A 25,847-nucleotide genomic window follows, 5' to 3' on the forward strand; every position below is an offset into this window, starting at 1 on the left:
CCGATCATGGACGACTTCCTGCGCGAGTCCCTGCACCGCAGTGGGTACATCGCCGACGAGGCGCTCGCGACCACGCTGTGGCTGGCCGGAGAACTCCAGCGCCCGCTGATGATCGAAGGCGACGCGGGCGTCGGCAAGACCGCGCTGGCGGCCGCGCTCGCGCGTGCGCAGGACCGTCGCCTGGTGCGGCTGCAGTGCCACGAAGGCCTCGACATGTCGCAGGCCGCCTACGAGTGGAACTATGGCCGGCAACTCCTGGCCATCCGACTGCGCGAGACCTCGGGGCAGCGCGCCGCCGAAGCGGACCTGTTCTCGCGCGAGTACCTGCTGGAGCGTCCCTTGCTTCAGGCGATCTCCAGCGATGCGCCCTGTGTGCTGCTGATCGACGAGATCGATCGTGCGGACGAGGCCTTCGAGGCCTTCCTGCTCGAGGTGCTGGCCGAATACCAGATCACCGTGCCCGAACTGGGCACCGTGCGCGCCAAGCACGTGCCGCAGGTGGTGCTGACCAGCAACGGCACGCGCGAGCTCTCGGATGCCTTGCGCCGGCGCTGCCTGTATCACTACCTCGGCTATCCCACGCTGGCACGCGAGATCGCGATCGTGCGCGCCACGCTCCCCGGCGCAGAGAGCGCGCTTGTCGAGCAGGCCGTGACTTTCGTGCAGGCCTTGCGCCGAGAAGATCTCGCGAAGAAGCCGGGAATCGCCGAGACACTGGACTGGGTCCGTGCATTGCATCGTCTCGAGTTCAAGGCGCTGCCGGAGGATCCCCACGCGCTCGAGGCATCCCTCTCGTGCCTGCTGAAGACGCGGGAAGATCGCTTCCAGTTCGATGCCGGCCGTGTTCGGCAGGTGCTGGAAGGGCGGCGCAGCGTGGGCGTTGCCGAGAAGGCAGCGCAGGCGGTGTGACATGGGCACCGAAGCGAATCCTCTGGAGCGCATCGCAGGATTTGCCGCGATGCTGCGTGAGCATGGCCTCACGGTCGGGGTGGCGGAGCAGCAGGCCATGGTGCGTGCCGCACTGGCCCTGCCGCTGGCGCATTGCGCCAGGATCGACCCGGCCTGGCGCGCCATCGCCTGCCACGATGCGCGCGACTGGCAGCGCTGGCCCGACCTGTTCGAACGCTTCTGGTATCCGCACAAGGTGAAGGGCGGCACGCGCGTCAGCGGCCAGACACGCCCGAGGCGCAGCCTGGAGCAACTCGTGCAGAGCCTGCAACAGCGCGCGGCTTCGGAGACATCGCCGCAGGCGAACGGCCCCGCCTTGCCCGATGCCGCGATGCAAGCCGGCCTGGCCGCCTCGGACGATCCCGGCATCGCCCGGGCCCAGGGCGGCGCGAGCCGCACCGAAGCGCTTCACGACCGCTCGCTGTCCCAATGGCTGCCCCAGGATCTGGCGCAGCTCGAGCGCCTGGCGGAACAGATCGCCCAGGCGCTGCGCCGGCGCCTCACGCGCCGCTGGCACGACAACCCTGTCGGGCGCCGCCTCGATCTGCGGCGCACCCTTCGCGCCAGCCTGGCCACCGGCGGCCTGCCGGTGCACCCGGTCTGGCGCTCGCCGCGGCGGGAGCGGCCACGCCTGTTCATCCTCGTCGACGTCAGCCGCTCGATGGAGACCCACGCCCAGCTGTTCCTGCGCATTGCACGCGCGTTCGTGCTGGCGATGAATGCGCGGGTCTTCGTCTTCCATACGCGCCTGGCGGAAGTCACGCCCCTGCTGCGCAGCAGTTCGACGGCAGTGCAGGAAAAGGTCAATGCCGTGACCGCCGGCTTTGGCGGCGGCACCCGGATCGCCACGAGTCTGGCCGATTTCCACGCGGTGCACGCACGCGCCCAGCTTGGACGCCACGCGCGGGTCTGGGTGCTCTCCGACGGTTTCGACGCCGACGAGCCGCATCGCCTCGCGGAGGAACTGGCGCGGGTGCGTGGGTACGGCGCGCGCATTTCCTGGTTCCACCCCTCGGCCGAGCCGCCGGCCTCGCAAGGCATGCAGGCGGCGAGGGCGCAGCGCGGGCTGATCGAGCGCTTTCACCGCCTGAACAGCTTGCGCGACCTGACGCAACTCGCCGCTCATGTCCATTGAGTGACGCGAAAAAGGAGCATTGCATGACCACTGCCGAAAACGTCTTCGAAGCCGCCCAGCGCCTGCAGCACGACGGCACGCCTTACGCCCTGGTGAGCGTGATCCGCGCGCGCGCGCCGGCATCGGCGCATCCCGGCGACAAAGCCGTGGTGACCGTGGATGGGCAACTGCACGGCTGGATCGGCGGCGGCTGCGCCCAGCCCGCGGTCATCCGCACCGTGCGCCAGGTGCTCAGCGACGGAAAGGCCAAGCTGATCCGGATCACGCCCGCGGAGGAGGGCATGGAGCGGGAACTGGGCGATGTCCTGGAGTTCGGCATGAGCTGCCATTCCGGGGGGACGCTGGAACTGTTCGTGGATCCGGTGCTGCCACGCGCCCGCCTCGTGGTCATCGGTGCGTCACCGGTTGCGCACAGCCTGGTGCAGTTGGCGCCACGGGTCGGCTTCGCGGTCACGCTCGTCGCGCACGAAGCCGAGGACGCCGACTATCCGGATGCGGAGCGCGTGATCGCGTGCGACGACCCGGGCACGGCGGGGCCCCGGATTCCCGCGAACGCATGGGTGGTCGTCGCCACGCAGGGCAGGCGCGATGTGCAGGGGCTGCGGCTCGCGCTTTCGGTGTCGGCGCGCCAGGTGTCCTTCGTCGCCAGTGCGAAGAAGGCCGGCGTGTTGAAGGACTCGCTGATTGCCAGCGGCAGCGCCCCGGCGGCCGTGGCTGCCATCGTGGCGCCTGCGGGCTATCCGATAGCCGCGACGACGCCGGAAGAGATCGCGCTGTCCGTGCTCGCAGCCGTGGTCTCGCATCGGCGCGGTGCGCTCGTCTCCGATGACATCGGTCTCGAGCCTGCGCTTGGGCCCCCTGCGGTTGCGTCGGCCCTGGTTGCGGCTACAACGGCGGCCCATTCGTGCTGCGCAACGGCGACGGAGCCGGTGCTGGCGGTTCCTGCCAAGTCTTGCTGCGGAGGTTGACCATGGGCTGCATCATGAAGGGTGGCCGAGGCCTCTATTCGCGGGTGACGGTCGCTGCCGTGTTGCTGGCCGCGGGCGCGGGCGAGCGCATCGGCAGGCGGCCCAAATGCCTGCTCGAACTGGGCGGCGTTCCGCTGATTCGACGGATGCTGATCGCGCTGTCGGGCGCCGGCGTCGACGAACTGGCCGTCGTCCTGGGGCACCACGCCGAGCAGATCGGGCCGGCGGTCGAGACCTTTCCGGTCACGGTGGTTCACAACCCGCGTCCCGACGAGGGCCAGGTGTCTTCGCAGCGCCTGGGCCTGGCCGCGCTGACGGGCCGATGCGATGCGGTCGTCGTGGCGCTGGCCGACCAGCCGCTCATCAATGCACAGGACATCTCGGCCTTGATCGGCGCCTGGAAGAAGCGCCCGCCGGGCACCGACGTGGTCTACCCGCAAGTGCAGGGCGAGCGCGGCAATCCCGTCATGTTCAGTGCCGACGTGCGCGAACGGATCCTCGCCGGCGAGGCCAACGTCGGCTGTCGCCAGTGGCAGGCGCGGCACCCCGAGATGGTGGCGCCCTTTGCGACCGACAACCGGCGCTACCGCGTCGACATCGACACCCTCGAAGACCTCGAGCGCTTCGAGCGCGAGACCGGGCACGCGCTGCGCTGGCCGCGCGCGGTGGCAGTCTGACCCGGCGATGAGCATCGACGCAGGCTTCCATTCACTGTGGCCCACGCCGCTGGGCGTGCACCGCCATGCCGACGCAGCTGCGCTCAACCCGCTGCTGGCGCGCGTGTTCGGTGCCATGCGCGTCACGCAGCTGCATGAGAAGGCGCAACCGCAGGGCGCCTTCTTCGCCAGCGACGACGACCTGCTGCGCCGCGTGCAGTTGCCGGAATGGGAGGGATTCCTGAATTTCCTGCTCCAAAGCCTGCGCGACACGGCCACGCACGCCAACCGCGGGGCCTGGCCGCAGCGGGGCCTCGATCTGCGCATCGCGCTCGAAGGCCTCTGGTTCCAATGCGCCAACCACGGCGCCTTCCACGACGTGCACACGCATGGCAACTGCTCCTGGTCGGGCGTGTACGTGGTGCAGGTGGACGCGCCGGCGCGACGCAGGGAGCACCCCGTCTACGGCGTGGCCAACGGCGTGACGCGCTTCTACGGCCCGTCGTTCCTGGCCCTCGCGGGTGGACATGTCGATCTCGGCAACGCGTACCTGCAGCCGCCGCACCTGGACATCGAGCCGGTGCCGGGGCAACTCGTGCTGTTCCCCTCGTGGCTGGCGCACCAGGCCTTGCCCTACGACGGCGAGTCGGAGCGGATCGTGGTCTCGTTCAATGCCAGCGTTCACGCGGCGCGTGGGAGCGATCGGCTGCATGACTACAGCGCTCACTAGTGGAAGCTCCATGCGCCTGCTGGCGGCGCGCAGCCTGGCCTGGGCGCTGCTGATCGGAGGCTGGCTCGTGCTGGGCACGCTCGGCCAGCTGCGGCTGCCCCTTTGGGCGGGTGGACTGGCGCCGGTCGCACTGTGGCTCGGCACCATCGGGCTGGGGCTTCGCTTCGGGTCTTCGCGGGTGCCATCGGCCGCGCAGCTGCGCGCGATCCTTGTTCTGGCGGGCCTGGCCACGGTCGCGGCGCTGGCCTGGGCCAGCGACAACGGCGGCGCGGTGGCGATCGCATTGGCCTCGATCGGCTGGGGTGTGTTGGTGGTGGCCGCATCGCGCGCGGCGCGCAGGAGGCCCGCCTGTCCGACAGGGCTCATCCACTGCGCGCTGCCGGCAGCCAACTGGACGTCGTGGTCCGATCCTGCGATGTGGCCCGTGCAGTCCGCGCGCTGGGCCATGCTGCCGATGATGGCGTCGCTCGCCATCACGGCGCAATGGTGCGGGGGCGCCTGGGGTTCGGCGCCCTGGCTATCGAGCGGCTTGCATCTTTCCGCCATGCTGCTGCCTTCCGTGGCTTTGCATCTGGCGCGTGTCAGGCTGCACACCAACGCGGGCGTCGCGCTCGCCATGGCGGCAGGCCTGGCCATGCTGTGCGTCCTGCCGGTGCTGCAGGGGCTGATGGCCGCGTCGATGTGCCATTCGCTGGCGTGGGGGCTGGCCTGGTCCTCGCGGCCCGGCCCGGCGCCCGTGCATCGCGGCAGTCCACGTCTCGCACCGGGTGTGTTGGGCGCGCTGGCACCGGCGGCTTGCGTCTGGGGGCTCGGCCTCGCGATCGACGGCCGCGGGCCCTGGGCGTTGTGGTGGGTGCACTTCGGGCTGGGAACGCTCGCCACCGTCGGCGCGGCGGTCGCCCTGTGCCGGCCCGCATTCTTCAGGATGGAGAGGAAACCATGAACAGCATGGACGTGGAAGTGTTGCGCACCGCGATCGAGTGGTTGGGTCGCGAGCACCGCGTGGTGCTGGGGACGGTGGTGCGAACCTGGGGCTCGTCGCCGAGGCCGCCAGGTTCCTGGATGGTCATCCGCGACGACGGCCAGGTGGCGGGCTCCTTGTCCGGCGGCTGCATCGAGGACGACCTGATCAGCCGCGTGCGCCGTGCCGAACTGGCACCTGCTCTGCCACAGTCCACCATCTACGGCGCGAACGCCCAGGAGGCGCGACGTTTCGGCCTGCCGTGCGGCGGCACGGTGCAGATCGTGCTGGAACCGCTGAGTGGCCGATCTCGGCTGGACGAACTGCTGGTGGAGGTCGAACGGCACCACGTGGTGCAGCGGCAACTCGACATGGATTCGGGCGCCGTCTCGCTGGAACCCGTCCATGCCGGGGACGCCGTCAGCTTCGACGGCAAGACGCTGATCACCGTCCACGGGCCACGCCTGCGGCTGCTGATCGTCGGCGGCGGCCAACTGTCGCGCTACCTCGCGGCCATGGCGGTGATGCTGGACTACCAGGTGACCGTCTGCGATCCGCGCGTGGAGTACCACGAAGGCTGGCAAGCCCTGGAAGGCGTCGCGCTGTCGCGCGAGATGCCGGACGACCTGGTCGTCGAGATGAAGCTGGACGCGAACAGCGCGGTGGTGGCCGTCACGCACGATCCGAAGCTGGACGACCTGGCCTTGATGGAAGCCCTGAAGACGCCGGCCTTCTACGTCGGCGCACTGGGCTCGCGCCGCAACAACGAGGCACGTCGCCTGCGTCTGCGCGAGTTCGCCCTGACGCAGGAAGAGGTCCGCCAGCTCCGAGGGCCGGTGGGCCTGAACCTGGGAGGCAGGACGCCGCCGGAGATCTCGTTGGCCATCCTGGCCGAGATGACCGGCGTCCGCCGCGGCACGCACTTGGAGTCCTCGCTGGTGGACTGGAGCGCTTCGAGCACCGAGTGCAGGGTTGCTGCATGAGCTCAGTCAGAACGCCGAAGTGCAGTGCCGACGCGCGCGGGGCCTCATTTGGCAATGGTTGTCGGCGCTGAAGTTGTGCCTGCGGTTCATGTCTGTTTGGCCCGCGCATGGCTTTTTCAGCGGGCACCCCATCCCTACGATGCCGGGATGGACAACCTGGACGCATGGAAGGTGCTGTCGGCGCAGCATGATGGCATCACGCGCGAGTTGGCGCGCTTCGTCGCCGGACTTCGGGCGGAGGCACTGCCGGCGAAGACGCGCGCTGTTCTGCAGCAGGCGCTGATCGACGCGCTTGGCTGCGGCCTGTACGGGCTGACGACCGCGTGGGGCCGCACGATGGCGGGCTTTGCGGCCGAGCAGGGCGGTCCTCCGGAAGCCGCGCTGTGGTGCGGTGGCGTCCGCGTCAGCGCCGGCCATGCGGCGTTGGCGGCGGCGACGGCGGTGCACAGCTTCGACTTCGACGACCACAGCCGGGCGAAGATCCATCCCGGCGCGGTGGTGGTGCCCACGGCGCTGGCATTGGCCGAACGGGTCGGTGCCAGCGGAGCGCAGATCCTCGCGGCGATGGCCGCGGGCTACGAGACGATGAACCGGGTCAGCCAGGCAGCGAACCCGTCGCGCGCCCGGATGCGCGGATGGCATTTGACAGGGACGTGCGGCACCTTCGCGGCAGCCGCCACGGCGGCCGTCCTGCTGGGGCTCGACGCCGAGACGACGGCCAGCGCGCTCGGCCTGGCCGGCACGCAGTCGGCCGGCACCTGGGCCTTCACCAGCGACGGCTCGATGAGCAAGCGCATGCACCCTGGCCGCGCGGCACAGGACGGCATCACCGCGGCGCTGCTGGCGCAACGCGGCTTCGTCGGGCCGCGCAAGATCCTGGAGGCCGTCGACGGCGGCTTCCTGTTCTGCATGAGCGACACGCCGCGCCCCTGGAAGATCACCGAAGAACTCGGCGCGCGCTGGCACACCGAGGAGACCTGCTTCAAGCCCTACGCCTGCTGCGGCAGCAACCACGCCTGTGTCGATGCGGCGATGGCGCTGATGAGCGAGCACGGGTTGCACGTCGACGACATCGAGCAGGTGATCGCCGGCGTGGCCGCGGTCGTCGACACGCAGACCGGCTTCGAGTACCGTGCCGACTCGGTGCTCAACGCGCAGATGAGCCTGCGCTACAACGTGGCGGTGGCGATCTGCGACGGCGGCGCGTACCTGCCGCAGTTCACGCCCGAGCGCATCGTCGAGGCCCGGGTCTGCGCGCTGGCCCGCCGGGTCAATATCGAGATCGACGATGAGGTGGACCGCGCCTATCCCGAGGTCTACGGCGGCCGCCTGACGGTGCTTGCGCGGGACGGGCGGCGCTTCTCGAAGAAGGTCGATTACTCGAGTGGCATGCCGGAGAACCCGATGTCGGCCGCGCAGGTCGAGCGCAAATACGCGTCACTCGCGTCGGCCGCGGTGGGGGACGATGCCGCTGACGGAATCCTCGAAAGCGCGCGCTGCCTGTTCGAGGGCCCCTCGGTCACGCCGCTGGCCGAGCGGCTGAGCGAGGCACGGATCTCAGGGGACGTTCACAACCCGTGAAGGTCCGCATACGCAGGCATCAGCTCATCGAGGAAATCGACGAACGCGCGCACCCGGGCCGAGAGGTTGCGGTTCGGCGGATAGGCGACGAACACCTCGGGCCCCACGCCAACGTAGTCGCGCAGCACCGACTGCAGTTGTCCGGCCCGCACTGACGCTGCCGCGATGAAGGTGCTCACCATCACGATGCCCACACCCGCGATCGCCGCCTCCAGCAGCGACTCGGCATTGTTGACGTTCAGACGTCCGGCCGGCGACCTGACGTAGCTCTTGCCGTCGCGCATGAACACCCAGTCGCGGTAGCGGCCCGTCTGCGGCAGCACGTAGGCGAGGCAGTGATGGGCGTCGAGATCATCCGGCGTCACAGGCTCGCCGTGCTCGGCCAGGTAGGCCGGCGAGGCGAAGGCATGAAAGCTCAGCCGGCACAGCCGCCGCGCGATCAGCCGCGTGTCGGCCGGCGGCCCGATCGTCACCGCAGCGTCCAGGCCCTCGTGGATCACGTCCGTGATCCGGTCGCTCAGTTCGACGTCGACCACGATGCCGGGATAGTCGCGGCTGAAGTCGTGCAGCGCCGGCATGACGACGCGCCGCCCGAAACCGACCGGCATCTGCACGCGCAGCCGGCCCTGCGCCAGCGTGCGGGTGCGCGTCAGCGCGGCTTCGGCATCGGCAATCTCGGTCAGCACCGATCGACAGCGCTCGTGAAAGCTGGTGCCGTCGGCCGTGAGGTTCAGCGACCGCGTCGTGCGGTGGAGCAGGCGAACGCCCAGTTCGTTTTCCAGCCGCGTCATTGCCTTGCTGACGGCCGAGGGCGTCAGCCCCAGCGAATCGGCCGCGCGCGTGAAGCTCAGCGTTTCAGCGACACGCTCGAAGACTCGCAAGCCGTTCAGGTCCCACACCGGAGCCTCCATTGCGGAAAATTATTCATCAGTGTATGTCACGGAGACCCGTTTATCTTCTTGGACGACATCAATAGGATGGGTCTTGTGTCGTCGGCCCTTGGCCCGGCGCCCTTTGATGGAGACAAGAAGAATGCTTTTGGCGCAACCCGGCCGCATCGGTCGCTTCACCCTGAAAAACCGGGTGCTGATGGCCCCGATGGGCTCCAACTACAGCACCACGGACGGCCTGTCGACCGAGCGCGACCGCGCCTACTACGCCGAACGGGCGCGTGGCGGCGTCGCGATGATCATGACCGAGGCGATGGTCGTGACCGAGCACGCCCGGCCGCACAACAACTCGCTGTGCTGCTACCACGACCGATTCATTCCGGGGTTGGCCAGCATCGTCGATGCGATCAAGGCGCACGACTGCCTGGTGTTCGGCCAGCTCAACCATCGCGGCGGCCTGCTGCGCCGCTTCGTGCTGAACATGGAGCCGGTCGGCCCCTCGCCTTGGGTCAATCCGAATACCGGCGATGCGGTGCGACCGCTCGGCAAGAGCGAGATCGTCGACATCCAGAAGCTCTTCGTCGCGGCGGCCCGCCGGCTGCAGCGTGCGGGCTACGACGGCGTGGAGATCCACGCGGCCAACGGCTACCTGTTCCAGCAGTTCTTCAGCCCGCGGGTCAACCACCGCAGCGACGAATACGGCGGCTCGCTGGACAACCGCATGCGCTTCCTGCTGGAGACGGTGGACCGCATGAAGTCGGCCTTGCCGTCCCTGAGCCTGGTCGTGCGGCTGTGCGGCAGCGAGTTCGCCGAAGGCGGCTACACCGAGCTGGAGATCGTCGCGCTGGCCCGGGCGCTGGAGCGTGCCGGCGTCGAGGCGATCGATGTCTCGGGCGGCAGCAACGAGAGCCCGCAACTGTCGAAGTTCTGCATCCAGCCGCCGTCCTTTCCCCGTGGCTGTCTCGCGCCGATCTCCAAGCCGATCAAGGACGCCGTCGACATCCCGGTGTTCGTGGCCGGACGCATCGTCGAGCCGGCCGACGCCGAGGCGGTGCTCGCCTCGGGCAGTGCCGATTTCGTTTCGCTCGGCCGCGCGCTGTACTGCGACCCGCACTGGCCGCTGAAAGCCTTCGGCCGCATGACATCTCCGATTCGCGCCTGCATTGCCTGCAACGTCTGCTTCGAGCGCCTGACGCTGGAGAAGGACGTGAGCTGCGTGCAGAACCCGATGGTCGGCACGGAGTTCGAGACGCTCGAGCATGCGCAGCCCGATCCCATCGCAGCGGTGCACCGCCGGCGCGTGCTGGTGCTCGGCGCGGGCGTGGCGGGGCTCGAGGCGGCGCGCGCGCTCGCGGCGCACGGGCACGCGGTCGAGGTGTGGGACAAGGCGGCGCAGCCGGGTGGCCAGGTGCCGCTGGCGCTGGCCGCGCCCGACAAGGACCAGGTGGCGCCGGTGTGGACCTACAGGCTGCAGGAATGCGAACGGCTCGGCGTTCCGATCCGTACTGGCGTGAATGCGAACGCGGCGCGCATCCGCGCCTTCGCACCCGACTTCGTGCTCGTCGCCACCGGCGCGCAGATGCGGCCGCCACCGGTGGACGTGTCGGGCCTGGCGGCGGACCTGCCGGTGCGCCACGCCTGGGAGGTGCTGGCCGAGCCGGGACTCGTGCGAGAAGGCGCGCTCGTGACCGTGGTTGGCGGCGGCATGGTCGGCCTGGAGCTGGCGGACCTGCTGCGGGTGCGAGGCTGTCGCATCCGCGTGATCGAGCAGTTCGGCGTGCTGGCCAACGGCATGGCGCGCAACAACCGGCTGGAGCTGGTCGAGCGGATCGGGCCGGTGGCCGAGCTGCACACCAACGCCCGCATCGTCGAGCTGAGGGACCGCACGGTGGTGCTGCAGCAGGGCGACGGTGCGCCCGAGGCGTTGCCGATTGGCGAGGCGCTGATCTTCGCGACTGGCCCCCGGCCGGAGAGTGTCTCGCTGGCAGAGGTCGAGGCGGCCAGCGTGCCGCATGAGCGGATCGGCGATTGCCAGCGGCCCGGCGACTTCCTCGCCGCGGTGCGCGACGGCTGGATGGCCGCACTCGCGATCCACCACGACGCCGAACGCTCGGCGGGCGAAGCCGCCACGACATCCATGGAGAAGAAAGCCGCATGACCGACATCCGAGCGACTCCCGCTGCCCAGGCCTTGCGCCGCTACGAGGTCTACGCGATCCGCTACGCCACGCGCGGTGGCACCCGTGCGAAGAACTTCATCGGCGGCGACGCGCACGACGCGCCGATGCCGATGGACTACTTCGTGTGGCTGGCCCGCAGCCCCGAGCACACCTTCGTCATCGACACCGGCTTCGGCCCCGAGGTCGCGGCCAAGCGCGGCCGCACGCTGCTGCGCCTTCCCGCGCAGGGGCTGGGCCTGCTCGATGTCGATGCCGCCAAGGTGCAGGACGTCATCATCAGCCACCTGCACTACGACCATGTCGGCACCTACGCCGACTTCCCCGCGGCCCGCTTCCACCTGCAGGACGCCGAGATGGCCTACGCCACCGGCCGCCACATGTGCCATGGCCAGTTCAACCATGGCTACGAGGTCGACGAGGTGACCGGCATGGTGCGGCTGGTGTTCCAGGATCGCGTGGTCTTCCACGACGGTGATGCGGAGTTGGCGCCCGGCATCTCGGTGCACCGCATCGGCGGCCATACAGACGGCCTCCAGTGCGTGCGCGTGCACACGGCGCGCGGCTGGGTCGTGCTGGCCTCGGACACCAGCCACTACTACGAGCACTTCGAACGCTACCGCGTCTTCACGACCGTCTTCAACGTCGGCGCGGTGATCGAGGGCTATCGTCGCCTGCGTGAACTCGCCGACGGCGACGAGCGCCGCATCGTCCCCGGCCACGATCCGCTGGTGATGCAGCGCTACCCGGCCGCCTCGGCCGCGCTCGAGGGCATCGCGGTACGGCTCGACGTCGATCCCTGCGAATGAGGCCCCGGCCCCTGCCGCACCTGATCCCGAACATCCATCACGAAGACGAACGGAGACCCGCCATGACCGAATTCCCCCGTTGCTCCACGTTGCGCCGCACGGCGCGCCGACGGCAACTGTTGCTGCTGCTCGGTGGCGCGGCCGCGGTTCTTGCCGCGCTGCCGGGCACCGCGGCGGCGCAGGACAACTATCCCTCGCGGCCGATCCGCGTGCTGGTCGCCTTCCCCGCCGGCGGCAGCGCCGACATCGTCGCGCGCTTCGTCACGCATGCGATGACCCAGCAGACCGGTTGGAACTTCGTCGTCGACAACCGTCCTGGCGCGGGCGGCAACATCGCGTTCGATGCCGCGTCCAACGCCGAGCCCGATGGCTACACGCTGGTGTTCAGCACCCCCGGGGTGGTCATCAATCCGCACATCTACAGCAAGGTGCCCTACAACTGGGATGCGTTCCAGCCCATCGGCCTGGTGGGCGACGCGCCGCTCGTGCTGATGGTCAACCCCAAGCTGCCGATCCGCAGCATCGCGGACCTGCAGGCCGCGGCCAAGGCCAATCCCGACAGCCTGCGCTTCGCGAGCTCGGGCAACGGCAGCTCGTCGCACCTGGCCATGGATGTGTTGCGCACGATGGGGCAACTGAGCTACATCCACGTGCCTTACAGGGGCGGGGGACCGGCGATGAACGACACGCTCGCAGGCACCACCGACCTGACGATGCAGCCTATCGCGGAAAGCCTGGCCAACATCCGCGCGGACCGGCTTCGCGCGCTGGGCCAGACCGGCCTGCGACGCTCGCCGATGGCACCCGACATCCCGACGGTCGCCGAGAGCGGCATCAAGGACTACGCCGTCACCACGTGGTACGTGGCGCTCGCGCCCGCGAAGACGCCGCAGCCCATCGTCGACAAGCTCTACGCGGCCATGGACGCCGCACTCAAGACGCCCGACCTGAAGGACCAACTGCAGAAGGCGGGCGTGCAGGTGATCAACGCCGGCCCGCAGAAGACGGCCGAGTTCATGCGGCAGGAGTACGCCAAGTGGGCCAAGGCCATCGCCGCGTCGGGCACCCGCCTCGAATGACACCTTTCCCTTCTACCTTTCCAACGACCTCCGACGATGAGCGACAACGCCCCTTCTCTGCTGCCCGACGCCACCGCCACGCTCGCGGCCTTCGCGGCCGGCCTGCGGTACGAACAACTTCCGCCGTCCGTGATCGGCCGCATGAAGACCAGCCTGCTCGACAGCATCGGCTGCTGCCTCTACGGCATGACGCTGCCCTGGACGCAGCACGTGCAGCAGATGGTGGAGGAAGAAGGCGCGAGGCCTGCGGCTTCGCTCTTCGGAACGGGCCGCGGGGCTTCGGCCGCCGGGGCGGCGCTGGTCAACGGCACCGCCGGCCATGCTTTCGAGCTCGACGACATCCACAAGGAATCGATCGTGCATGCCGGCTCGATCGCGCTGCCGGTCGCGGCGGCGCTGGTCGAGGCTGAAGATACGGCCTGCGACGGTCGTCGGTTCCTCACCGCCCTGGCCTGCGGCTACGAGATCGGCACGCGCGTCGGCAATGCCGCGACCATGAGCCTGTTCTTTCGCGGCTTCCACCCGCAAGGCACGTCGGGCGTGTTCGTCGCCGCCGCCACCGCCGGCTGGACGCTCGGGCTCGACGCCGGGCAGATGCAGCACGCGCTCGGCATCGTCGGCTCGCAGGCCGGTGGCCTCATGGCCGCGCAGGAGGGCGCGATGGTCAAGCGCTTCCATGCCGGCCGGGCGGCGCAGAGCGGCGTGTATTCCGCGCAGCTCGCGCAACGCGGCTTCACCGGCATCACGGACGTGCTCGAAGCGTCCTATGGCGGCTACCTGAGCAGCTACTCCGACAAGCCCGACGCAGCGCGCCTGACGGCCGGCCTCGGCACCGAATGGGAAGCGGCCAAGGTCGGCTACAAGCCGCACGCCAGCGTGACCAGCATCCACGCCGCGATGGACGCGCTGCGCCAGTTGATGGATGCGCAAGGGCTTGGCGCCGATGACATCGAGACGGTCGATGTCGGCATGAGCCACATGACCTACGTGCACTGCGCCTGGGAGTACAAGGCGCAGGGCGTCACCGCCGCCCAGATGAACCTGTTCTACGGCCTGGCGGTCATCGCGCTCGACGGCGTGGCCTTCGTGGCGCAGTACCGGGAGGACCGGCTGAAGGACCCGCGCATCTTCGCCTTCATCGCGCGCATCCGCGCCCATGCCGACGCAGGGATCGACGCGATGGGGCCGGCCTTCCGCCACGCCGCCCGCGTGAAAGTGAGGACGCGCGAGGGCCGCGGCTTCGAGCGCGAGATCCTGCACCGTCGCGGCAGCCCCGAGAACCCGCTGAGCGACGCCGAGGTGGAAGTGAAGTTCCGCAACGTCGTCGCTGATTGCCTGTCGCCGGGCGACATCGACCGCGTCGTCGGCCTGGTCGCCGAACTCGATACCTCCGCCGACGTGCGGCCGCTGCTGCGCCTGCTGGCAGCGCGCAGGCCAGGTGCCTGATGCCACCGTCCCTTTTTCCTTTCTCAACCTGCAGACATATCCACATGAGCACAATCGCCGAAACCTTGGCCGACCATTTCCACCGCTTCCAGGGCGGCACCATCACCGACGCGACCCGCACTGCCGTCAAGCGGCTGCTGCTGGACTACCTAGGCGTCGGCGTCGGCGGCAGCCAGACCGGCAGCGGCCGCATCGCGCGCGAATTCGCGGCCACCGTCGGTGGCGGTCCGGCCGTGACGCTGATCGGCGACGGGCGGCGCGCGTCGTCGGTGCATGCCGCGTTCGCCAATGCCATCTCGTCGCACAGCGTCGAGCTCGACGACATCGACGTGCTGGCCTTGTTCCATTTCAGCCCGCCGGTGTATTCGTCGGCGCTGGCCGTCGCCGAAGCCGTGGGCGCCAGCGGCGAGGAACTGCTTCGCGCACTGGCCGCCGGCTGCGAAATGATGGAGCGCGTCAGCCGCGGCTCGAATCCGTCGCTGCGCAACCGCGGCTACCACACGACGCCGACCTGCGGCGTGTTCGGTGCCACCGTGGCGGCGGCCACGCTGTTGAAGCTCGATCGCGAGCAGATCGTCTCGGCGCTCGGCCTGGCCGGCGCGCAGTCCAGCGGGCTGATGGAGATGTACGGGCCGTCGATGCAAAAGCGCTTCAACCCGGGCCCGGCTGCGCGCAACGGCGTGACCGCCGCGATGATGGCGCAGTTGGGCTTCACCGGCGCCGCGACCATCTTCGACGGCGAGCGCGGCTTTCTAAAAGCCTTCACCGACCAAGCGCATCCCGACCAGATGCTGGCCGACCTCGACCGGCCGTTCCAGCTCGACATCGAGTTCAAGCCCTATTCATGCGCCCGGCCGATCCACAACGCGATCGATTGCGCGCTGGAGATCCGCAAGAAGGGCATCGTGCTCGACAGCGTTCGTTCCATCACGATGGAGCGGCACCCCGACTGGGGCGACTACCACCTCAATGCCAAGCCGAAGACCTATCACGAGGCACAGGTCAGCCTGCCGTACTCGGTGGCGGTTGCGCTGACCGACGGCCAGGCGCTGTTCGACCAGTACAAGAACGAACGCCTGGGCGAGCCGATGATCCGGCGCCTGTCGGAGATGGTGCAGGTGACCCTGGAACCCTCGCTGCCGCGCGGCGTGTCGTGCCGCATGTCGCTCGAACTGAGCGACGGCACGCGCCATGTGGCGCAGGTCGACTATCCGAAGGGCTCGATCCAGAACCCGATGAACGACGCCGAATTGCGCGCCAAGTTCGACAGCCTGACGCGGCCCATCCTCGGCGACGAGCGCTCGGCCAGGCTGGCATCGCTGGCGGGCGGCATCGAGAAAGTCGGCAAGATCGGCGACCTGATGGCCCAGACGGCGCCGAAGGCGAGCCGCCAGGCTGTCGCCGAAGCGCTTTGAGAAGCGTTTACCCATGACCACAGGCCCTGCGCACTACCAGGTGCTCGCGCTGCGCTACGCCGAGCGCGACGCCCTGCGCAGCGCCAACTTCATCGGCGGCGACGCGCATGACGCGCCGATGCCGATGGCCTACTACCTGTGGGTCGTGCGCGGGCAGGGCCGCACCGTGGTGGTCGACACCGGCTTCGGCGAGGACATGGCCCTCAAGCGCCACCGCCGGCTGCTGCGCCATCCGGTCGATGCCCTGGCTGCGGCCGGCGTCGATGCGGCCGCCGTGCAGGACGTGGTCATCACGCACCTGCACAACGACCACGTCGGCTGCTTCGAGGCATTCCCACAGGCGCGTTTCCACCTGCAGGACGACGAGATGCGCTTCGCCACCGGCCGTTGCATGGGCTGCGAGACCTTCCGCCGCCCATTCGAGCCCGACCACGTGGCCGGACTGGTGCGGCTGGTCTACGCCGACCGGGTGTGCTTCCACGACGGCGACGCCCCACTCGCCCCGGGCATCGGCCTGCACCGCCTGGGCGGCCATACGATGGGCTTGCAGGTGGTGAGCGTCGCCACCGCCCGCGGTACCGTCGTGCTGGCGTCGGATGCGAGCCACTTCTACGAGCATGTGGAGCGCGACAGCTGCTTCCCGCTGGTCTACCACGTCGGCGAGGTCCTGCAGGGCTACCGCCGCATGCGCGAGCTGGCCGCGTCGCCAGCGCACATCGTGCCCGGCCATGATCCGCTGGTGATCGAGCGCTACCCGGCAGAAGAGGGCCTCGAAGGCTGGGCTGCACGGCTGGACCTGCCGCCGCTCCCCCCACAACAATCAAAGGAAAGCTGAGATGTTCCGTTCATTCCCAACCCCCCCGCGCATGCTGCGCGCATTGGCACTCGGCGCGGGCCTTCTGGCCCTGGGCGCGCACGCCTTCGCGCAGGGCGCGTATCCGAGCAAGGCCATCACACTGGTGGTCGGCTTCCCGCCCGGCGGCTCCAACGACATCGTCGCGCGCATCATTGCCCAGCCGCTGGGCGAAGTGCTCGGCGTACCGGTCGTCGTCGAGAACCGTCCCGGTGCCAACGCGATCCTGGGCACCGACCACGTCGTCCGCTCGACGCCGGACGGCTACACCATCACGCTGGGCAGCGCCAGCCCGCTCGCGATCAGCCCGAGCACCTATCCCAAGATGCCCTTCGACCCGCTGAAGGACCTGACCGGCATCACGACCGTCGCATCCACCAGCGAGCTGGTGGCGATGCATTCGTCGGTCAAGGTGAACTCGCTGGCCGAGCTGATCGCGCTGTCGCAGCAGCGCGATGTCACGCTGGCCTCGTCGGGCAATGGCGGCTTGCCGCACCTGGCGATCGAGCTGCTGCGCAAGGCGTCCAAGGGCAAGATCGTGCACGTGCCCTACAAGGGCGCCGGCCCGGCCATCACCGATGCCATGGGCGGCCATGTTGACGGCGTCGTGATGGACCTGCCGGCGCTGCTGCCCGGTGTGCGCGACGGACGGCTTCGCCCGATCGTCATGGCCGACGACAAGCGTTCGTCGGCACTGCCCAACGTGCCCAGTGCCAAGGAGGCGGGCAACCCGGGCCTGATCGCGGTGAACTGGTTCGCGGTGATGGCGCCGGCCAGGACACCCCAGCCGGTCGTGGACAAGCTCTTCGCGGCGCTCACCAAGGTGATGCAGACGCCGCGGGTCGTCAAGCAACTGCAGGACAACGCGATGGAGCCGTTCTTGCAGCCCTCGACGGCCGCTTTCGACAAGTTCTTCAAGGACGAGCTGCTGCGCTGGGGCGCCATCGCCCGCGAGTCTGGCGCAAGGGTCGAGCAATGACGCCACGCCAGAAGCTGCGCGCGCTGGCCGAGGCGCGCCGCGGCGTGCTGGTGCCCGGCGCGTTCAACGCGCTGTCGGCCCGCGTGATCGAGGACCTGGGCTTCGAGGCGCTCTACGTCACCGGTGCGGGCGTCACGAACATGTGGTTCGGCCTGCCGGACCAGGGCTTCATGGGGCTCGCCGAGATCGCCGACCACACCGCCCGCATCCGGGATGCCGTTGAGCTCCCGCTGATCGTCGATGCCGACACGGGCTTCGGCAACGCGCTGAACGTGCGGCACACGGTGCGCACGCTCGAGCGCGCGGGCGCCGACTGCATCCAGCTGGAGGACCAGGTCTCGCCCAAACGTTGCGGCCACTTCGCGGGCAAGGACGTGATCTCGACCGCCGAAGCCGTGAGCAAGATCAAGGCGGCGGTCGACGCGCGCCGCGATTCGGACTTCCTGGTCCTGGCGCGCACCGACGCCTGCGCGGTGTACGGGTTCGAGGCCGCGCTGGAACGGGCGGCACTCTTCGCCGAGGCGGGTGCGGACATCCTTTTCGTCGAGGCCGTCACGCAGGCCGAAGAGGTTGGGGCGCTGCCTCGGCGGCTGGCATCGCCACAGGTGATCAACCTCGTGATCGGCGGGAAGACGCCCATCTCGGGCACCGATGAACTCGGCCGCCTCGGCTATGCCTTCGTCCTGTACGCCAACGCGGCACTGCAGGGCGCGGTGGCCGGCATGCAAAAGGCGCTGGGTGTGCTGAAGCAAACGGGCACCCTGCACGAAGATCCGGCGCTCGTCGTGTCGTTCGCCGAGCGGCAGCGACTGGTCGGCAAGCCGGCGCTGGATGCGCTTGAACGCCGGTACGCCGGCAGGATTGCGAAGGCGCATCTGTAAAGCCAACGCTCGTCATCGACCTTCGCGGGCTCGGCCAGGCCCGTCAAGCGCGCAAGGCAACGCTTGGAGCGATTAGCCCTTCGAAAGCGGTGGGTGCGACGGCCACCTATGCTTTCTGAACGGCCCTGGCCTTCGAATTGCCTGGGTGAGCTCACCTGACCGAAAGAAAGCGATTCCCATGATCGACCTTCAAATCAACGGCAAGCCACACAGCGTCGACGTCCCGAAGGATATGCCGCTGCTGTGGGTCCTGCGCGATGTCGTCGGGCTGACGGGCACCAAGTTCGGCTGCGGCATCGCGCAGTGTGGCGCCTGCACCGTGCACCTCGACGGGCAAGCCGTCCGCTCGTGCGTGCTGCCGGTCGCGGCGGTGGGAGCGAAAGCCATCACCACCATCGAAGGCGTGGCCGAGACGGCCAGCGGCAAGCAGGTGCAGAAGGCCTGGCTCGACGTCGATGTCGTGCAATGCGGCTACTGCCAGTCGGGCCAGATCATGTCGGCCGCGGCGCTGATCCAGCGCAATCCCAACCCCAGCGATGCCGACATCGACGTGGCCATGTCGGGGAACGTCTGCCGCTGTGCGACCTACGTGCGGATACGCGCCGCGATCAAGCAGGCGGCGGGCGGCAAGCCCGAGGCGCTGCAGTCGATCGGGCCGGCGATTGGCGGGAGCGCGTCATGACGCGGCCTGTTGCGGCGCTCGGCCGGCGGCAGTTTCTCAAGGCCGGCGGCCTGTCGATCGCCTTCACCTGGCTCGGCGGCGCGGGCAAGGCGGTCGCCGCCATTGCGGCGCGTCAGCAACCGGCCGACGCGGCAGCCGCGGTGGCGGACGGCAACCCGGCCTTCGCGCCGAATGCCTTCATCCGCGTCGATGCCGACGGCGGCGTGCGCCTGGTGATGCCGATGGTCGAGATGGGGCAGGGCATCTACACCGGCTCGGCGATGCTGGTGGCCGAGGAGCTTGGCGTCGACCTCGACCAGGTTCGCGTCGAGCATTCGCCGCCGAACGAGGCGCTCTACGGCATGCCGCTGCTTGGCGGCCAGATCACCGGTGGCTCGACCAGCACGCGCAGTACCTGGGGCGTGCTGCGCGAGGCCGGCGCCGTAGCGCGCACGCTGCTGGTGAGCGCAGCGGCGGCGCAGTGGAAGGTGGATGCAGCCGAATGCACCGTGGCGCGGGGCATGGTGAAGCATGCGGCGTCGGCCCGCGAGTTGGGCTTTGGCGCGCTGGCGGCGGACGCGGCAAAGCTGCCGATGCCTGGCAAGGTGCAGTTGAAGGACCCGAAGGACTTCACGTTGATCGGCAAGCCGCTGCGCCGCGTCGACTCGGCCGACAAGGTGACCGGCGGTACGCAATTCGGCATCGACGTGCGTCTGCCGGGCATGAAGGTCGCGACGGTCAAGGCCAGCCCGACGCTCGGTGGACTGCTGGCATCGGTCGACGACAAGGCCGCGCGCGCCGTCCCCGGCGTAGTCGACGTCATCCGCATCGCCAACGCGGTCGCGGTCGTCGGCGAGCATTTCTGGGCCGCGAAGCAGGGCATGGATGCGCTGAAGATCCAGTGGACGCCGGGCCGCAACGCCGGGCTCACGACGAAACAGTTGCGCGCTGCGCTGGCCGACAGCCTGGCGAATGGCAAGTCCATCGTCGGCAAGGAAGCCGGCAAGAAGCCCGATGGCACGCTGGTCGAGGCCACCTACCAGTTGCCCATGCTGGCGCACGCGACGATGGAGCCGCTCAACACCACCGTGCACGTCACGCCGGGGAGCAAGTGCGAGATCTGGGTCGGCACGCAGGTGCCGTCGCGCTGCGTGGGCGTCGCCGCGAAGATCTCGGGCCTGTCGGAAGACAAGGTCGTGCTGCACAACCAGTACCTCGGCGGCGGCTTCGGTCGGCGGCTGGAGACCGATTCGGTGGAGCAGGCGGTGGCCTTCGCCAGGCAGGTGCCGTATCCGCTCAAGGTGGTGTGGACCCGCGAGGAAGACATCCGGCACGACGTGGTGCGCCCGATGTACCACGACAACATCTCGGCGGTGGTCGACGGCGACGGCAAGCTGCTGTGGTTCGGCGATCGCATCGGTGGCGGCACGGTGCTCGGCCGCTGGGCGCCGGCCTTCATGGGCAAGGACGGCATGGATGGCGACCTGATCGAGTGCGTGGCCGAGCCGGCCTATGACTTTCCGAATCGCAAGGTCGAATGGGTGCGCCACGACATGCCGCCCGGGCTGGATGTGGGCTGGTGGCGCGGCGTCGGCCCGACGCACAACCTGTTCGTGATCGAGAGCTTCATCGACGAACTGGCGGCGCGCGCGAAGCAGGACCCGGTGGCCTACCGCCGCACCATGCTGCAGAAGAACCCGCGCACGCTGGCCTTGCTCGACCTGGCCGCCGACAAGATGGGCTGGAGCGCAAAGCCCGCCGGCGCGCGCGTCGGGCGCGGCGTGGCGATCGGCGATGCGTTCGGCAGCCGCGTGTGCGCCATGCTCGAGGTCGAAGTCACGCCGCAGGGCGAGGTGCGGATGCGGCGCGCCGTGGTGGCGCTCGACTGCGGCATCGCGGTCAACGCCAACCAGGTCGAGGCCCAGGTGCAGGGCGGCCTGCTGTTCGGCCTGGGCGCGGCGCTCTACAACGAGATCACGATCGAGAACGGCGCGATCCAGCAGAGCAACTTCCACGACTACCGCATGCTGCGGATCAACGAGGCGCCGACCGTCGAGGTGCACACCGTCAGGAGCACGGCCGACCCCGGCGGGCTCGGCGAGGTCGGCACCGCCATCGCGGCACCCGCGTTGTCCAACGCGATCTTTGCCGCCACCGGCGTGCGCCTGCGCGAGCTGCCGGTGCGGCGCGCGTTGCTGGTGCAGGACAAGGATGCGCTGAAGAAGAAGGTGGCCGCCGGAGGCAGCGACAGCGTCATCGAAGGGAGCAGGGCATGAAGCGGCTGTCGATGGTGATCGTTGTGCTGCTGGTCGTCGGCGCGGGGCTCTATTTCTTCCTGAACCGCAGCGATGGCTCGGAAGGCCAGTCGCCGACGCTGGCCGGTGCACCGCCCGATGCGCCGCTGCTGGTGCGCGGCGAATACCTCACCAAGGCCGCGGACTGCTTCGCCTGCCACACCGTCAAGGAAAAGGGCGAGCCCTTCGCAGGCGGCGTGCCCTTCGTGCTGCCCTTCGGCACGATCTATTCGTCGAACATCACCGCGGACCCCGACACCGGCATCGGCCGCTGGACCGACGACCAGTTCGTGCGTGCCCTGCACGACGGCGTGCGCAGCGACGGCCAGCGGCTGTACCCGGCGTTCCCGTACACCTCTTACACGCAACTGAGCCGCAACGACGTGCTGGCGATCAAGGCCTACCTGTTCAGCCTGCCCAAGGTCAGCCTGCCGAACCGGGAGCCCGACCTGGGCTTTCCGTTCAACCAGCGCTGGGCCATGGGTTTCTGGAACGCGGCCTTCTTCAAGAGCGAGCGCTTCGCGGCCGATCCGTCGAAGCCGGCGCAGTGGAACAACGGCGCCTACCTGGCCACGGCGCTGGGCCATTGCGCCGAATGCCACACGCCGCGCAACCTGGCGTTCGCGATGGAAAAGAGCAAGGACCTGGCCGGCGAGACGCTGCAAGGCTGGCGCGCATGGAACATCACCTCGGATGCGAAGTACGGCGTCGGTGCCTGGAGCGAGCCCGAGCTGGCCAGCTACCTGGCGACCGGCCATGCCGAGGGGCGCGGCGCCGCCGGCGGGCCGATGGGCGAGGCCGTCGAGCACAGCCTGCAATACCTGAAGCCCGAGGACACCGCCGCGCTGGTCACGTACCTGCGCAGCGTGCCGGCGCACGAGGGCAAGGACCCGGTGACCATCGACGCGAAGGCGCCGTGGGCGGTGGCATCGAGCATCGCTGCACCGGCGAAGGACACGGCCGAAGGTCACGAGGCAGGCCTGAAACTTTTCGCGGCGGCCTGCGCCAGTTGCCACCAGTGGAACGGCCAAGGGCAGCAGACACCTTTCGCGTCGTTGCTGGGCACGCGCAGCGTGAATGATCCCGAAGGTGCCAACGCGACGCAGATGATCCTGCAGGGCGTGAACATGCGGGTGCGCGACAACGATGTCTACATGCCGGCGTTCGCCAAGGCCTACACCGACACCGAGGTGGCCGCGCTCGCGAACTATGTGATCGCGCAGTTCGGCAACAAGGATGGACGGGTGACGCCGGAGATGGTGGGCAAGCAAAGAGCGCAGTAGCGGCCCGCGCTGTTTCTTCTCCGCGACCCAGCTGCAACTGCGGCGTCACTGTGCACGACTACGTTCTGCGGCAGGCAGCACTCGTGGCCGAAGTCGTCGGCTACCGTCAGGCACTGTGTTCGGATTTGCGGAGCCGGCTCGCCCCGATGCTTCATTGGCGTGCGACATCCAGGACGGCGGCGGCAAAGGCCTCGGGTGCCTCCTGGGGCAGGTTGTGCCCGATGCCACCCCTGACCGGCCGATGTTCATAGGTTCCCGAAAATTTCTTTGCGTACGCGCTGGGGTCAAGATGGGGGGCACCGTTGGCATCCCCCTCGAGCGTTGTCGTCGGCACACCAATGATCGGACCCTGTGCCAGGCGTTTCTCGAGTTCCGCATACTTCGCTTCACCATCTGCCAGGCCGAGCCGCCAGCGGTAGTTGTGAACAACAATGCTCACGTGATCGGGGTTGTCGAATGCCCGCGCGCTTCGTTCGAGGGTGGCGGCATCGAAGGCCCGCTTGGGTGAAGCGATCTGCCAGATCAGTTTCGCGAACTCTTGCCGATTGTTTTTGTAGCCCGCACGGCCGCACTCGGTAGCGAAGTAGTACTGGTACCACCATTGCAACTCGGCCGGGCTCTGGTGCAAAGTTTCGGGGTAGCCGAGTGACGTCTCCAGGGGGGCCGCTCAGGTTATGCCGCAAGCACGGCATTCCAGATCGCGGGCGCAGCTTGGCCCCAAACATGCAGCCGACCGAGATTGAACTGACCCTTGCGAACTCGGTCCAGCAACTCGACGCCGGCAATCGTCACCGCTGCACGGTCGAAGACCTTGAAGCCGAGCATCGGGTTGATGCGTGACTTCACGCCTCGATGGTCTTGCTCGATCATGTTGTTGAGGTACTTCGACGATCGCAGCCGCGTGTCTTTCCAGCGTGGGCTGTGCGCGGGCAACTCTCGCACCGCGCGGTGCGAGGCGGCATAGCCATCCAGCGTGATGCTGACCGGCGCTCGCCCTTGCGTCTCCAGTGCAGAATGCTTTGGCCGCCTTCACATCGCGGTTGGCGCTCAGACGGAAGCCCACCGTCTGCCCCTCGCGATCGACGGCCCGGTACAGATAGGTCCACTAGATCAGGCATTGTGGAAGCCCGCCGCCGCATCAACGGCGCCGTTGATTCGTGCAGGCGATACGGCTGCGGGTGTCGACTGGATGGGCTTGGAGTGGTCGCCGTGGCGGTCGCTGGACGCTCGCCCCTCGCACGAAGGGATCGCAGTGTACCGGTTGCGGCATCCCGGAACCACCGAGCTTTTGTACATCGGCGAGACATTGCTACTTGGGCAACGTGTCAAGTCACACGCGCGGACATTTGGAGGGATAGGGCACGTCGAGATTTCGTATGTGAAACTGGCGACAGACGTGTCTAAGGCAACACTGCTCGAGTTTGAAAACGACTTGATTGCTTGCCACTACGAACTGACAGGACGAGCGCCGACGCATCAGTTTTCAAACTGGAATGCACGGGCCGCCCCGCTCGCACATCCAACGGCAGGTGGCTCCGCCGCGTGAGAAGGGTACCTCGTGCAACAGCGCAATCCCGATGGCGTGATGCACTATGGCAGTCAAGGCGCCCAGGACATCAGCATCCCGGCATCGCCTTCGGCACACGGTCAAATAAATGGGCGCCCGCCCATCGACGGGAACCGTCGGCGATGCCTATGACGACGCGATGGCGGTAAGCTTCGTCGCTACGAGGGGTGATCGTCCTTTCGGTGAAATTTGATACGGTCTGCGCAAAAAAACCTTTGTGCGACAACCACTTCCGGATGGCCATCTCTGCGCGAGAGACGTCTCACGCAAGCTGTTGATTTTCAAGCTGAAATCTCCCGCCACCGTATCAATCCGCAAGGAAAGTACGATTACCCCGACCCGCGCCTCGGAGCCGACGTCGCCTTCCTGCGCCCTGCGTGTTTAAAGCTGACAACTCCGGGACCTGATTTGCTCGAAGAACAACCTCTACTAGATGCCAAAAATCAAAAGATGGCGAGATTTGACTCGGTAGGCCCCAGCCGCGAAGGAGACCAGTTTCATTACCTTTGGGCGGCGCGCCAGTGTCTCCGCCTCCTGGATGACGGCGAACTCGCAGCAGTGACCATTGAAGGACCGTCTTCAGGTGAAACTAGCGAGGAAGAGATTGACGAAGGGTTCGAGGTAATCGACGTCGCTCTCTACTTCGGCTCGGAGTCGTTGGCAGACGCGTCGCTGGTCCAGTACTTTCAACTGAAACACTCAGCGAAGAGTAAAGGCAAAGCCTGGACCGCTAGTGGCCTCAAACGGACGGTCGAAGGATTCGCAAGCAGGTTTACGAGAATCCAGGAAGAGCTTGGCGCAGGAGCAATGGAGAACAGCCTGCAGTTCACGTTCTTGACGAACCGCCCCGTTGCCCAGGACGTATTGGAAACGCTGTCAGACTTGGCCAATGACGTTGAACCCCGTCGACCTGAGCAAGCAAATTTGCTTGTCAAGTATTCAGGACTCACCGGTCCAGCCGTCGCAAAGTTCTTTGAACTGTTCCACGTTGAGGCCGATGAGCCCGACGTTTGGTCCCAGAGAAACCTTCTCAGCAGCGATGCAGCCGCCTATCTTGCCGATGCGGACTTTGACGCTCCTGTGCAACTCAAGGAGCTTGTCACTCGCAAGGTTCTGACAGACTCTAACCGAACAGTTCGCAAGCACGATGTGCTTCACGCGTTGAAGGTTTCGCCGGAAGAGCTTTTCCCAGCCCCTGCCCAAGTTCAGCGCCCAGACGTCGAGGTGCCAAGGCGCCAGTACGAAGAAGCACGTGCGTTGCTGACTGCAGCCCGGCATCCAGTTTTGATTCACGCAGATGGCGGGGTCGGCAAATCGATGCTGGCCGCACACCTTGCTGCATCCTCCCCTGATGGCGCAGTGGCAACCCTGTATGACTGTTTCGGCGACGGCTTGTATCGCACCGCGCTGCACGTCCGACACCGCCACAGCGACGCGCTTATCCAAATCTCCAACGAACTCGCTGCAAAGGGCCTCTGCCACCCGCTGATACCGACGCCATACGCCGACGCCAAGCAGTTGTTGCGGGCTTTCGCCTTCAGGGTTCGGCAGG

General features: G+C 68.0%; 21 protein-coding genes and 3 pseudogenes. 21 read left to right on the forward strand and 3 right to left on the reverse strand.

What is annotated here, in order from left to right:
- Nucleotides 1–6 precede the first annotated feature (6 nt).
- From HB681_RS25280 to HB681_RS25315, 8 genes are all read left to right on the forward strand, one after another.
- On the forward strand, nt 7–909 hold the full coding sequence (locus HB681_RS25280; RefSeq protein ID WP_213957617.1) for a MoxR family ATPase: 903 nt from the start codon (nt 7–9) through the stop codon (nt 907–909).
- A 1-nt stretch (nt 910) separates the two neighbouring features.
- Nucleotides 911–2,083, forward strand: coding sequence for a VWA domain-containing protein (locus HB681_RS25285; RefSeq protein WP_213957618.1), 1,173 nt, complete (start codon nt 911–913; stop codon nt 2,081–2,083).
- A gap of 23 nt (nt 2,084–2,106) precedes the next feature.
- The gene (locus HB681_RS25290; RefSeq protein ID WP_213957619.1) at nt 2,107–3,051 is read left to right on the forward strand and encodes an XdhC family protein; all 945 of its coding nucleotides are present in this window, start codon (nt 2,107–2,109) and stop codon (nt 3,049–3,051) included.
- A gap of 2 nt (nt 3,052–3,053) precedes the next feature.
- Nucleotides 3,054–3,728, forward strand: a complete 675-nt coding sequence (locus HB681_RS25295; RefSeq protein ID WP_213957620.1) for a nucleotidyltransferase family protein — start codon at nt 3,054–3,056, stop codon at nt 3,726–3,728.
- Nucleotides 3,729–3,735: 7 nt separating this feature from the next.
- Nucleotides 3,736–4,437, forward strand: coding sequence for a putative 2OG-Fe(II) oxygenase (locus HB681_RS25300; protein WP_213957621.1), 702 nt, complete (start codon nt 3,736–3,738; stop codon nt 4,435–4,437).
- Nucleotides 4,438–4,447: 10 nt separating this feature from the next.
- On the forward strand, nt 4,448–5,380 hold the full coding sequence (locus HB681_RS25305; protein ID WP_213957622.1) for a hypothetical protein: 933 nt from the start codon (nt 4,448–4,450) through the stop codon (nt 5,378–5,380).
- Complete coding sequence (locus HB681_RS25310; RefSeq protein WP_213957623.1) at nt 5,377–6,381, forward strand: XdhC family protein; 1,005 nt, start codon at nt 5,377–5,379, stop codon at nt 6,379–6,381. The genes HB681_RS25305 and HB681_RS25310 overlap by 4 nt, the downstream gene beginning before the upstream one ends.
- Nucleotides 6,382–6,528: 147 nt before the next feature.
- Nucleotides 6,529–7,962, forward strand: coding sequence for an MmgE/PrpD family protein (locus HB681_RS25315; protein ID WP_213957624.1), 1,434 nt, complete (start codon nt 6,529–6,531; stop codon nt 7,960–7,962).
- Here HB681_RS25315 and HB681_RS25320 read toward each other — a convergent pair.
- Nucleotides 7,950–8,873, reverse strand: coding sequence for a LysR family transcriptional regulator (locus tag HB681_RS25320; RefSeq protein WP_213957625.1), 924 nt, complete (start codon nt 8,871–8,873; stop codon nt 7,950–7,952). The two genes, HB681_RS25315 and HB681_RS25320, sit on opposite strands and share 13 nt — an antisense overlap.
- Before the next feature lie 121 nt (nt 8,874–8,994).
- Between HB681_RS25320 and HB681_RS25325 the strand changes: the two genes are divergently transcribed.
- From HB681_RS25325 to HB681_RS25375, 11 genes are all read left to right on the forward strand, one after another.
- On the forward strand, nt 8,995–11,010 hold the full coding sequence (locus tag HB681_RS25325) for an FAD-dependent oxidoreductase (protein ID WP_213957626.1): 2,016 nt from the start codon (nt 8,995–8,997) through the stop codon (nt 11,008–11,010).
- Complete coding sequence (locus HB681_RS25330) at nt 11,007–11,837, forward strand: N-acyl homoserine lactonase family protein (protein WP_213957627.1); 831 nt, start codon at nt 11,007–11,009, stop codon at nt 11,835–11,837. Before HB681_RS25325 ends, HB681_RS25330 begins: the two co-directional genes overlap by 4 nt.
- A 62-nt stretch (nt 11,838–11,899) precedes the next feature.
- Complete coding sequence (locus HB681_RS25335; protein WP_213957628.1) at nt 11,900–12,916, forward strand: tripartite tricarboxylate transporter substrate binding protein; 1,017 nt, start codon at nt 11,900–11,902, stop codon at nt 12,914–12,916.
- A gap of 36 nt (nt 12,917–12,952) precedes the next feature.
- A complete protein-coding gene (locus tag HB681_RS25340; RefSeq protein WP_213957629.1) occupies nt 12,953–14,362 on the forward strand; it encodes an MmgE/PrpD family protein in 1,410 nt (469 codons plus the stop codon).
- A 44-nt stretch (nt 14,363–14,406) separates the two neighbouring features.
- Complete coding sequence (locus tag HB681_RS25345; RefSeq protein WP_213957630.1) at nt 14,407–15,777, forward strand: MmgE/PrpD family protein; 1,371 nt, start codon at nt 14,407–14,409, stop codon at nt 15,775–15,777.
- Between the two features lie 13 nt (nt 15,778–15,790).
- The gene (locus tag HB681_RS25350) at nt 15,791–16,612 is read left to right on the forward strand and encodes an N-acyl homoserine lactonase family protein (protein ID WP_213957631.1); all 822 of its coding nucleotides are present in this window, start codon (nt 15,791–15,793) and stop codon (nt 16,610–16,612) included.
- Nucleotide 16,613: 1 nt separating this feature from the next.
- On the forward strand, nt 16,614–17,609 hold the full coding sequence (locus tag HB681_RS25355) for a tripartite tricarboxylate transporter substrate binding protein (RefSeq protein ID WP_213957632.1): 996 nt from the start codon (nt 16,614–16,616) through the stop codon (nt 17,607–17,609).
- Nucleotides 17,606–18,490 (forward strand): isocitrate lyase/PEP mutase family protein, encoded by an 885-nt coding sequence (locus HB681_RS25360; RefSeq protein WP_213957633.1) that lies wholly within the window; start codon nt 17,606–17,608, stop codon nt 18,488–18,490. The genes HB681_RS25355 and HB681_RS25360 overlap by 4 nt, the downstream gene beginning before the upstream one ends.
- Before the next feature lie 178 nt (nt 18,491–18,668).
- Nucleotides 18,669–19,172, forward strand: coding sequence for a (2Fe-2S)-binding protein (locus tag HB681_RS25365; RefSeq protein WP_213957634.1), 504 nt, complete (start codon nt 18,669–18,671; stop codon nt 19,170–19,172).
- A complete protein-coding gene (locus tag HB681_RS25370) occupies nt 19,169–21,427 on the forward strand; it encodes a xanthine dehydrogenase family protein molybdopterin-binding subunit (protein WP_213957635.1) in 2,259 nt (752 codons plus the stop codon). The genes HB681_RS25365 and HB681_RS25370 overlap by 4 nt, the downstream gene beginning before the upstream one ends.
- Nucleotides 21,424–22,728 (forward strand): cytochrome c, encoded by a 1,305-nt coding sequence (locus HB681_RS25375; protein WP_213957636.1) that lies wholly within the window; start codon nt 21,424–21,426, stop codon nt 22,726–22,728. Before HB681_RS25370 ends, HB681_RS25375 begins: the two co-directional genes overlap by 4 nt.
- Nucleotides 22,729–22,879: 151 nt before the next feature.
- On the opposite strand, the pseudogene HB681_RS25380 reads toward HB681_RS25375, so the two are convergent.
- Nucleotides 22,880–23,341: pseudogene (locus HB681_RS25380) on the reverse strand (alpha/beta hydrolase); the annotation flags it as partial.
- 59 nt (nt 23,342–23,400) lie between these two features.
- Nucleotides 23,401–23,833, reverse strand: a pseudogene (locus HB681_RS25385) (DDE-type integrase/transposase/recombinase); the annotation flags it as partial.
- Nucleotides 23,834–23,845: 12 nt separating this feature from the next.
- Here HB681_RS25385 and HB681_RS25390 point away from each other — a divergent pair.
- Nucleotides 23,846–24,274, forward strand: coding sequence for a GIY-YIG nuclease family protein (locus HB681_RS25390; protein WP_213957637.1), 429 nt, complete (start codon nt 23,846–23,848; stop codon nt 24,272–24,274).
- Between the two features lie 429 nt (nt 24,275–24,703).
- A pseudogene (locus HB681_RS25395) lies at nt 24,704–25,847 on the forward strand (hypothetical protein); the annotation flags it as partial.

This window comes from Variovorax sp. dw_954, assembly GCF_018449755.1.
Lineage (GTDB): Bacteria > Pseudomonadota > Gammaproteobacteria > Burkholderiales > Burkholderiaceae_C > Variovorax.

Bases quoted from the DNA above. Each gene is read 5' to 3' on its own strand.
- HB681_RS25355 (WP_213957632.1), top strand. From the start codon at position 16,614: ATGTTCCGTTCATTCCCAACCCCCCCGCGCATGCTGCGCGCATTGGCA.
- HB681_RS25325 (WP_213957626.1), top strand. From the start codon at position 8,995: ATGCTTTTGGCGCAACCCGGCCGCATCGGTCGCTTCACCCTGAAAAAC.
- HB681_RS25360 (WP_213957633.1), top strand. From the start codon at position 17,606: ATGACGCCACGCCAGAAGCTGCGCGCGCTGGCCGAGGCGCGCCGCGGC.
- HB681_RS25330 (WP_213957627.1), top strand. From the start codon at position 11,007: ATGACCGACATCCGAGCGACTCCCGCTGCCCAGGCCTTGCGCCGCTAC.
- HB681_RS25305 (WP_213957622.1), top strand. From the start codon at position 4,448: ATGCGCCTGCTGGCGGCGCGCAGCCTGGCCTGGGCGCTGCTGATCGGA.
- HB681_RS25370 (WP_213957635.1), top strand. From the start codon at position 19,169: ATGACGCGGCCTGTTGCGGCGCTCGGCCGGCGGCAGTTTCTCAAGGCC.
- HB681_RS25335 (WP_213957628.1), top strand. From the start codon at position 11,900: ATGACCGAATTCCCCCGTTGCTCCACGTTGCGCCGCACGGCGCGCCGA.
- HB681_RS25280 (WP_213957617.1), top strand. From the start codon at position 7: ATGGACGACTTCCTGCGCGAGTCCCTGCACCGCAGTGGGTACATCGCC.
- HB681_RS25365 (WP_213957634.1), top strand. From the start codon at position 18,669: ATGATCGACCTTCAAATCAACGGCAAGCCACACAGCGTCGACGTCCCG.
- HB681_RS25340 (WP_213957629.1), top strand. From the start codon at position 12,953: ATGAGCGACAACGCCCCTTCTCTGCTGCCCGACGCCACCGCCACGCTC.
- HB681_RS25285 (WP_213957618.1), top strand. From the start codon at position 911: ATGGGCACCGAAGCGAATCCTCTGGAGCGCATCGCAGGATTTGCCGCG.
- HB681_RS25350 (WP_213957631.1), top strand. From the start codon at position 15,791: ATGACCACAGGCCCTGCGCACTACCAGGTGCTCGCGCTGCGCTACGCC.
- HB681_RS25295 (WP_213957620.1), top strand. From the start codon at position 3,054: ATGGGCTGCATCATGAAGGGTGGCCGAGGCCTCTATTCGCGGGTGACG.
- HB681_RS25300 (WP_213957621.1), top strand. From the start codon at position 3,736: ATGAGCATCGACGCAGGCTTCCATTCACTGTGGCCCACGCCGCTGGGC.
- HB681_RS25320 (WP_213957625.1), bottom strand. From the start codon at position 8,873: ATGGAGGCTCCGGTGTGGGACCTGAACGGCTTGCGAGTCTTCGAGCGT.
- HB681_RS25345 (WP_213957630.1), top strand. From the start codon at position 14,407: ATGAGCACAATCGCCGAAACCTTGGCCGACCATTTCCACCGCTTCCAG.
- HB681_RS25375 (WP_213957636.1), top strand. From the start codon at position 21,424: ATGAAGCGGCTGTCGATGGTGATCGTTGTGCTGCTGGTCGTCGGCGCG.
- HB681_RS25290 (WP_213957619.1), top strand. From the start codon at position 2,107: ATGACCACTGCCGAAAACGTCTTCGAAGCCGCCCAGCGCCTGCAGCAC.
- HB681_RS25310 (WP_213957623.1), top strand. From the start codon at position 5,377: ATGAACAGCATGGACGTGGAAGTGTTGCGCACCGCGATCGAGTGGTTG.
- HB681_RS25315 (WP_213957624.1), top strand. From the start codon at position 6,529: ATGGACAACCTGGACGCATGGAAGGTGCTGTCGGCGCAGCATGATGGC.